Annotated in this window: 7 protein-coding genes and 1 pseudogene; 7 read left to right on the top strand and 1 reads right to left on the bottom strand. The window is 64.8% G+C overall.

Annotation, left to right across the window (positions count from 1 at the left end; translation table 11 throughout):
- The 7 genes and pseudogenes from I0K07_RS16055 to I0K07_RS12115 all read left to right on the top strand — a co-directional run.
- A pseudogene (locus I0K07_RS16055) lies at window positions 1-108 on the top strand (alpha-ketoacid dehydrogenase subunit beta); the annotation flags it as partial.
- A 46-nt stretch (window positions 109-154) separates the two neighbouring features.
- Window positions 155-1,027, top strand: coding sequence for a tol-pal system protein YbgF (gene ybgF / locus I0K07_RS12140; RefSeq protein ID WP_203293789.1), 873 nt, complete (start codon window positions 155-157; stop codon window positions 1,025-1,027).
- Between the two features lie 2 nt (window positions 1,028-1,029).
- Window positions 1,030-2,382: a tRNA lysidine(34) synthetase TilS gene (gene tilS, locus I0K07_RS12135; protein WP_203293787.1), complete on the top strand. Its 1,353-nt coding sequence runs from the start codon at window positions 1,030-1,032 to the stop codon at window positions 2,380-2,382.
- 74 nt (window positions 2,383-2,456) lie between these two features.
- Complete coding sequence (gene ftsH, locus I0K07_RS12130; protein WP_203293785.1) at window positions 2,457-4,373, top strand: ATP-dependent zinc metalloprotease FtsH; 1,917 nt, start codon at window positions 2,457-2,459, stop codon at window positions 4,371-4,373.
- Between the two features lie 113 nt (window positions 4,374-4,486).
- Window positions 4,487-5,317, top strand: coding sequence for a dihydropteroate synthase (folP, locus tag I0K07_RS12125; RefSeq protein ID WP_203293783.1), 831 nt, complete (start codon window positions 4,487-4,489; stop codon window positions 5,315-5,317).
- Between the two features lie 104 nt (window positions 5,318-5,421).
- On the top strand, window positions 5,422-6,069 hold the full coding sequence (locus I0K07_RS12120) for a glutathione S-transferase family protein (RefSeq protein ID WP_203293781.1): 648 nt from the start codon (window positions 5,422-5,424) through the stop codon (window positions 6,067-6,069).
- Window positions 6,066-6,407 (top strand): DMT family transporter, encoded by a 342-nt coding sequence (locus I0K07_RS12115; RefSeq protein WP_203293779.1) that lies wholly within the window; start codon window positions 6,066-6,068, stop codon window positions 6,405-6,407. The genes I0K07_RS12120 and I0K07_RS12115 overlap by 4 nt, the downstream gene beginning before the upstream one ends.
- Here I0K07_RS12115 and I0K07_RS12110 read toward each other — a convergent pair.
- A complete protein-coding gene (locus I0K07_RS12110) occupies window positions 6,404-7,624 on the bottom strand; it encodes a M24 family metallopeptidase (RefSeq protein ID WP_203293777.1) in 1,221 nt (406 codons plus the stop codon). The two genes, I0K07_RS12115 and I0K07_RS12110, sit on opposite strands and share 4 nt — an antisense overlap.
- Window positions 7,625-7,674: the final 50 nt, after the last annotated feature.

Below are 7,674 nucleotides of genomic sequence, written 5' to 3'. Positions count from 1 at the left end.
CCCGACGTCATCAGCTTTGGCGAGGATGCCGGCTATTTCGGCGGTGTGTTCCGGGTAACCGCGAACCTGCAGAAGAAATACGGGCTGGACCGCGTTTTTCTTACTCCCGGCGGCGCCGCAATTTCGCCGTCCTGTTCTGCCATTTGCGTGACCCATGATGAAATACCTGTCCCTTCCCGTTCTGCTGGCTGCGCTCGTGATCACCAGCCCGGCCCAGTCCCAGTCCCGCCGCGAACTCGCCGAGCGGATCGATGCCACTGAAGTCCGGATCGGCGAACTGGAAGACCAGTTCATGGCCGGCGACCCGGTGGCTGAAACCCTGATGCGCCGTCTCGACGAGATGGAATACCAGCTGCGCGAACTGACCAGCGAAACCGAACGCCTGGCCTTCGAGAACCGCCAGCTGCGCCAGCAGATCAGCGAGATGGAAGCCCAACAGGCCGCCGCGGTGGAAGAACCGCCCATGATGGATGACGAGGCCATGGCCTGGATGCAGGAAGGCCTGGATCCGGAGACCGGCGAAAGCGTGGCGATTGTCGATCCCAACGACCCGCATGCTGAAGCTCGAGCCGCCGCGACCGGTGTGCTGGGCGCCCCTTCTGGCAATGGTGGTGGCATGCCGCTTCCGGCGGCCGAAGCCCGCGACCCGGCCGAGCTTTTCGCCGAAGCGCATGGCCAGCTGCTGGACGGAAATTTTGACGGGGCCCAGTCGGGCTTTGAGACTTTCGTGAACGAGAACCCCGATCATGAATTGTCCGGCCAGGCCTGGTACTGGCTCGGCGAGACCTTCTTCGTCCGCTCCGATTTTGCCGCTGCTGCCGATGCCTATATCGCGGCTCTGCGTGCCCAGCCGTCCGGTGAGAAAGCACCGGACAGCCTGGTCCGCCTGGCGGCATCCCTGAACGGGATGGGGCGGCAGGCCGATGCCTGCGCCACGCTGGGCCGCTTCTCCGGCCAGTTCCCGAATGCCTCGGCTGCCTCTCGTGCCCGGGCCCGCCGCGAAGCGGTGCGTGCCGGCTGCGAATAGGGGTGAGGCAAGCGCTTCAGCCACGCGTACATTCCTGGCTTGACCGGCATGCCACAGCGCCGGGGCCTCTGGCCCTGGCCTGTTCCGGCGGCAGTGACAGTCTCGCCTTGCTTCACCTCACTGCGTCCTGGGCGAAAGCCCGGGACCGTGCGCTTCTCGTCCTGACGGTTGATCATGGCCTGCGCCCGGAAGCGGCGGCCGAAACCCGCAGCGTCGCTGAGATCGCCGCGCAGTTGGGCGCCGCTTGTGAAATCCTCCACTGGACAAGTGCCAAGCCGCAGACAGGCCTCCAGGCGGCAGCGCGTCAGGCCCGGCACCGCCTTCTGGCCGAGGCCTGCCAGGCGGTAGGTGCGCGCGATCTTCTGCTCGGACATACGCTGGATGATCAGGCCGAAACGGTCTGGATGCGGCTGCAGGCCGGCGGAAACTGGCGCAGCCTGACCGGCATGGCGCCGGTCAGCCGATCCCCGGTCTGGCCGGAAGGCCGGGATGTGCGGCTGCTGCGTCCTTTGCTGGATACCCGGCGAGAGACCCTTCAAGCCTGGCTTCGTGAGCGCGGGCAGGCCTGGGTCGAGGACCCGTCCAATCAGGACACGGCCTACACCCGCATTCGTATCCGCCAGCGGCTGGGCGCGCTGGAAGCCGGCGGGTTCGATCCGTCGCGCCTGGCGGCCTTGGGCGGTGACCTCCAGGATATCCAGCAGGCAGAAGACCTGTCGGCGGCCCTCTTGGCGCGCCGCACGGTCTCGCTGACCGCGTGGGGTGGGGCGCAATTGGACCGGGCGGCATTCCAGGCAGCCGCGCCTGCCGTGCGCTACCGCGTTTGGGAGGCTCTGGTCCTGGCCCTGTCCGGGGTGCCGGGCCTGCCGGACCGCCGCGCGCTGGCCCGTCTGGACGCGCAGCTGGCGCAGAAAGGCCGGGTAACGGCGGCCGGAACCCTCCTCGATGTGTCAGACAAGGCCGTGTGGCTGGTCCGCGATCCCGGTGCTGTGCTGGGCCGCGTCGATCATGCCGCCGGTGACCGTCTGTCCGGACCGGTCCATGCCCCGGTCTGGGACGGACGTTTTGCGTTGCAGGCTGTGCCGTCTTCGGTCACGCCCGGCGTTCTGGGGAAAGACTATGCCGGCCTGGAGGACCGTGCCTGCCTGGACGGGATTCCCGGCTTTGCCCGCTCCGGCTTGCTCTGCCTGCGCCGGGAGGGCCGGGTCATCGGTCTGGCCGGTGTCCCATCCGCCGGGGATGAAGGGGGGAATATCCGCCCGCTTTTCCTGCACAGATTTTGCACACGCCTGCTACCGGCACAGCCGCCAGTGTGGTTTGATACTTCGGAAAGCCTGCAGCCGGTATTACAGTAGGCTCCACTGGCAATGTCGTGGCACAATGCCCATATCCGGTGGACAATCATCCGCCTTTTGAACGGACAAGACGCATGCAAATGAGAAATCTCGCAATTTGGGCCCTGGTTCTGGTTCTGCTGCTGGCCCTGTTCCAGCTGCTCCAGAATTCGTCGCAAGCGCCGGCGGCGGCCAGCGAGGTGACCTATTCGCAATTCCTCAACCGGGTGGAGCGCTCGGAGATTACCAATGTGGTGATCCAGGGCGACCGCGTGCGGGCCCAGACCAGTTCGGGTCAGACGATTGTCGCCAATCTTCCGCCGCAGGATACCCAGACCCTGCCCATCCTCCGCGAAGCCAATGTGGACATCCGCGTCGAGGAAGAGTCGGGTGAGAACAATATCTTCGTCTCCATGCTGCTGAACTGGTTCCCCTTCCTCCTGCTGATCGGGGTGTGGATCTTCTTCATGCGCCAGATGCAGGGTGGCGGGCGCGGTGGTGCCATGGGCTTCGGCAAGTCCAAGGCCCGCCTGCTGACCGAACACCAGGGCCGCAAGACCTTCGACGATGTCGCCGGTGTCGACGAGGCCAAGGAAGAACTCCAGGAGGTCGTCGACTTCCTGAAGGATCCGTCCAAATTTCAGCGCCTGGGTGGCAAGATCCCGAAAGGCGCACTCCTGGTCGGACCTCCGGGGACCGGTAAGACGCTGCTGGCCCGTGCCGTGGCCGGCGAGGCCAATGTGCCCTTCTTCACCATTTCCGGCTCGGACTTCGTGGAAATGTTCGTCGGTGTCGGTGCCAGCCGTGTCCGTGACATGTTCGAACAGGCCAAGAAGAACGCACCGTGCATCATCTTCATCGACGAGATCGATGCCGTCGGTCGCTCGCGTGGTGCCGGCCTGGGGGGCGGCAATGACGAGCGCGAACAGACCCTCAACCAGCTTCTGGTCGAGATGGACGGTTTTGAGTCCAATGAGGGCATCATCCTGATCGCCGCGACCAACCGTCCCGACGTGCTGGATCCGGCCCTGATGCGCCCGGGCCGTTTCGACCGCCAGGTCGTCGTGCCCAATCCGGACATCACCGGCCGGGAAAAAATCCTCAAAGTGCATATGCGCGATGTGCCGCTGGGCTCCGATGTGGATGCCAAGACCATTGCCCGCGGCACGCCCGGCTTCTCCGGTGCGGACCTGGCCAATCTGGTCAATGAGGCCGCCCTGCTGGCCGCCCGCCGCAATAAGCGCCTCGTCTCCATGCAGGAATTCGAGGACGCCAAGGACAAGGTCATGATGGGGCCGGAGCGCCGTTCCATGGTCATGTCCGAGAAGGAAAAGGAACTCACCGCCTATCACGAGGCCGGTCACGCCCTCGTCGCGATGAATGTTCCGGAGGCCGACCCGGTCCACAAGGCGACCATCATCCCGCGCGGTCGTGCGCTGGGCATGGTGATGCGTCTGCCGGAAGCCGACAAACTCTCCGAGAACTACACCCAGATGACCTCCTTCCTGGCCATCGCCATGGGTGGCCGCGTCGCGGAAGAGCTGAAATTCGGCAAGGACAAGATCACGTCGGGCGCGTCGTCCGACATCCAGCAGGCGACCCGCATGGCCCGCGCCATGATCACCCGCTGGGGCTTCTCCGACAAACTCGGCACGATCGATTATTCCGACGATAATGGTCAGAACGTTTTCCTGGGCCAGGAGATCACCCGGTCCAAATCCATCTCGGGCGAGACGGCCCACATCATCGAGGAGGAGGTTCGCCGCCTGATCGATGAGGCCAATGCCACGGCCCGCCGCATCCTGACCGAGAAGAAGAAGGATTGGGAAACGCTCGCCGAAGGCCTGCTGGAATACGAGACCCTGTCCGGGGCAGAGATCGATGATCTCCTCCAGGGCAAGCCGCCGAGCCGCCCGGAAGATGATCCGACCCCGCCCAAGGCCCCGCCCTCGAGCGCCGTGCCGACCACGGATGAGGGCCCGGACGGCGATCCGGAACCCCAGGGCGCCTAGAGCCTGACAGACATGAAGAGGGCGCGGCCATGATGGTCGCGCCCTTTTTCTTTGCGGTCTGTACCCGCTCGATACCGCTTGCCAAGCCCAGCGGGCGGGACTAGCAAACATCCATGCCCAAGCTTCATCTGCGCCGCAATTCATCCATCCCCTTCGTCATGGGCGTGCTCAATGTGACGCCCGACAGCTTTTCCGATGGCGGGAAGTGGATCGACCAGGAAGCCGCGGTCAAACGTGGTCTGGAAATGCTCAAGAATGGTGCGGATGTCATCGATATCGGTGGCGAATCCACCCGGCCTGGCGCCGATCCGGTCCCCGAGGATGAAGAGCTCCGCCGCATCATCCCCGTGATCAAGGCGCTGCGCGAACAGACCGCCGCCAAGATCTCCATCGACACGTTCAAACCTGCTGTGGCCCGGGCCGCCGTCGAGGCGGGCGCCGATATCTGGAATGATGTCATGGCGCTGCGCTATGAGGGCGCGGTGGAGACAGCGGCCGAGCTCGGCGTGCCGGTCATCCTCATGCACATGTCCGGCTCGCCCCAGAACATGCAGAAGAATCCGCAATATGAGGATGTCGTCTCGGAGGTCTGTGACTTCCTGACCGAGCGCGCCGATATTGCCATGGCCAAGGGCGTGACGGCCGACAGTATCTGGCTCGATCCGGGTATTGGTTTCGGCAAGTCGCTCGACCATAATCTGGCGCTCATGCATGATCTCGATGAGGTGATCGGGCTGGGCTATCCGGTCCTCTTCGGTGCTTCGCGCAAACGCTTCATCGCCGCCATTGATGACGGGGCTGACGAGACGGAACGTCTTGGCGGTTCGCTGGCCGCCGCCATGCGGGCCGCCCAGGCCGGCGTCGCCATGGTGCGGGTGCATGATGTGCGCATGACCGTTCAGGCCCTCAAGGTCCAGGCGGCGATCCGCAAGGGCAAGTCCTGAAGCGGGCCCGCCTGCTGACATCACGTTGGCAGGAGGTGCGGTCCATCAGGATTTCCACACGGCCGGCGCCGCACTAGGACAGACCGGTGCGAGGGAGAAGGCTCATGACTTACACACTCTATGGCAAGCCGGGTTTCGGTTCGGCCTGCGTCGAGGCGACGCTGGAACTCCTCGGCCTCGACTACACGCTGGTCGAAGCCAATCCGCTGGGGGATGCGGAGAACCGCGCGCGCGTGGCCGCCGTCAATCCGCTGGGCCAGGTGCCCACACTCATCCTGCCGGACGGCCGCGCCATGACCGAGAGTGCGGCCATTCTCATCTATCTAGGCGATTTGTATCCGGACCAGAGCTTTGCCCCGGCCGCCAATGCCCCGGAACGGCCGGACTATCTGCGCTGGCTCAGCTTCCTGGCGACCAGCGTTTATTCCACCTTCACCCTGTCGGACGGGCCCGAACGCTTTCATCCCGACCCCGCCCATCACAAGACCATGCTGGAAGCGGCGGATGTGCGACGCAAGGATATGCTGGTCTCGATGGATGCGGCCTTTGCCGGACAGGCCGGACCCTATCTCCTGGGTGAGCGTCTGAGCTTCCTCGATGTCTATCTGGCGATGATGAGCCGTTGGGATCCGGGGCGCGAAAGCTTTGATGCACACTGCCCGCATCTTCGCCCCTGCGTCGAGCGCACCGAACAGAACCCGGCCATTGCCCGCGTCTGGGCCCGCAATTTCAAGACGGCTGTGCCCGCATGACCGGTGTGCTGGGCCCCTGGACGCTTCTGGTCATTGGCGGTGTGCTGGAAATGGCCTGGGCAATCGGCTTCAAATATGTCGGCCGGGACAGCGCGCTCTGGCTCAAGGGCGCGGTGCTGCTGGCCCTGGCGGGGTCCATGACAGCGCTCTTCCTGGCCATGCGCCAATTGCCGGCCGGAACCGCCTATGCCGTCTGGACCGGGATCGGCGCCATCGGCGTCGCGACTATCGGCATTTTTGTCTTCAAGGAACCGGCGACTGTGGCGCGCATCTGTTTTCTGGCGCTGATCCTGATCGGCATTGTCGGCTTGAAGGCGACGAGCGGGCCGCAGGCCTAGCCAAACGGATCGTCGATCGATTTCGAAGGCTGGGTGAACCAGCGCGGCCCGTCTTCCGCCATGTAGAAATGGTCTTCCAGCCGGATTCCGAATTGTCCGGGCACGGAGATCATGGGCTCGTTGGAGAAACACATGCCGACATCCAGCGGGGTCATGTCGCTGGCGACCAGATAGGGCGCTTCATGGATGTCCAGCCCGATCCCGTGTCCCGTCCGGTGCGGAATGCCGGGCAGGGCATAGTCGGGACCAAAGCCCAATTCCTCATTCTTGCGCCGCGCAGCCGTATCGACCGCGCCGCACAGAACGCCCAGCTGCGCGGCTTCGAAGGCGGCGGCCTGGCAGGCTTTCTCCGCCTCCCACACCCGGCGCTGCTCGGCAGTGGGCGTGCCGAACACATAGGAGCGCGTGATGTCGGACTGGTAGCCATGATTGGAACAGCCCGTATCGATCAGCACCATGTCGCCTTCTTCCAGCGTTTTGGGATGGGCGACCCCGTGCGGGAAGGCCGTGTCCGGGCCGAACAGGACGATGCAGAAACCCGATCCGGGGGGCGCGCCGACCTTCTTGTGGGCCTCGTGAATGAACTGGGTCACTTCCAGGGTGGAGATGCCGGGCCGCAGGATGCGAGCGGCCGCCTTGTGCACTTCCAGCGTGGCCGTCTTTGCAGCCTGCAGAAGGGCAATCTCGGCCGGTGACTTGCGGGCCCGTCCGTGCAGGATCATGTCCCCGCCATCGCCGGTCAGCGCGCCCGGCCGGGCCCGGCTCAGCCCCGTCACGCGGAAGAGGGGGGTGGTGGGGTCCAGCGCCAGCGAGGTTTGCTCGCCGATCAGGGTGGCAACCAGTGCGTAGGGATCTTCATGCTCGTCCCAGACCGCCAGCTCGCCCTTGAGGCCCATATAGTCCTTGATGGTTCCCGTCTCGAAGGCCGGGCCGATATAGACCGGATCACCCTGGACCGGGATGAGGGCGCCGACCAGGCGCTCCGAATTGGGCCAGTAAGTGCCCGTGTAATAGGTCAGATTGCTGGAGGCATCGAGATAGACCACATCATAGCCGGCCCGCTGCATCCGCTCCTGCAGGCCCGCGATCCGGGCGCGGTATTCCGCTTCGCTGATCGGCTGGCTGCCGGCCAGCATGTCATTCAGCTTGGCCAGTTCGGCCTCGGCGGTGGACCCGCCCACGCCCTTCGTCTCGATGGTCAGATTGGAATCCGGCATGGCGACCTCGCTTTGCGTCTGTCACTTGCATGACGCGATGCGAGGCCGCC

It is taken from the genome of Maricaulis parjimensis (assembly GCF_016817355.1).
Classification (GTDB): Bacteria; Pseudomonadota; Alphaproteobacteria; order Caulobacterales; family Maricaulaceae; genus Maricaulis; species Maricaulis parjimensis.
The sequence above is the reverse complement of the archived record's forward strand: the minus strand, read 5'-3'. Positions and strand labels throughout refer to the sequence as shown.

Coding starts and splice junctions, on each gene's coding strand:
- ybgF (WP_203293789.1), top strand. CDS start 155: ATGATGAAATACCTGTCCCTTCCCGTTCTGCTGGCTGCGCTCGTGATC.
- ftsH (WP_203293785.1), top strand. CDS start 2,457: ATGCAAATGAGAAATCTCGCAATTTGGGCCCTGGTTCTGGTTCTGCTG.
- I0K07_RS12110 (WP_203293777.1), bottom strand. CDS start 7,624: ATGCCGGATTCCAATCTGACCATCGAGACGAAGGGCGTGGGCGGGTCC.
- I0K07_RS12120 (WP_203293781.1), top strand. CDS start 5,422: ATGACTTACACACTCTATGGCAAGCCGGGTTTCGGTTCGGCCTGCGTC.
- I0K07_RS12115 (WP_203293779.1), top strand. CDS start 6,066: ATGACCGGTGTGCTGGGCCCCTGGACGCTTCTGGTCATTGGCGGTGTG.
- folP (WP_203293783.1), top strand. CDS start 4,487: ATGCCCAAGCTTCATCTGCGCCGCAATTCATCCATCCCCTTCGTCATG.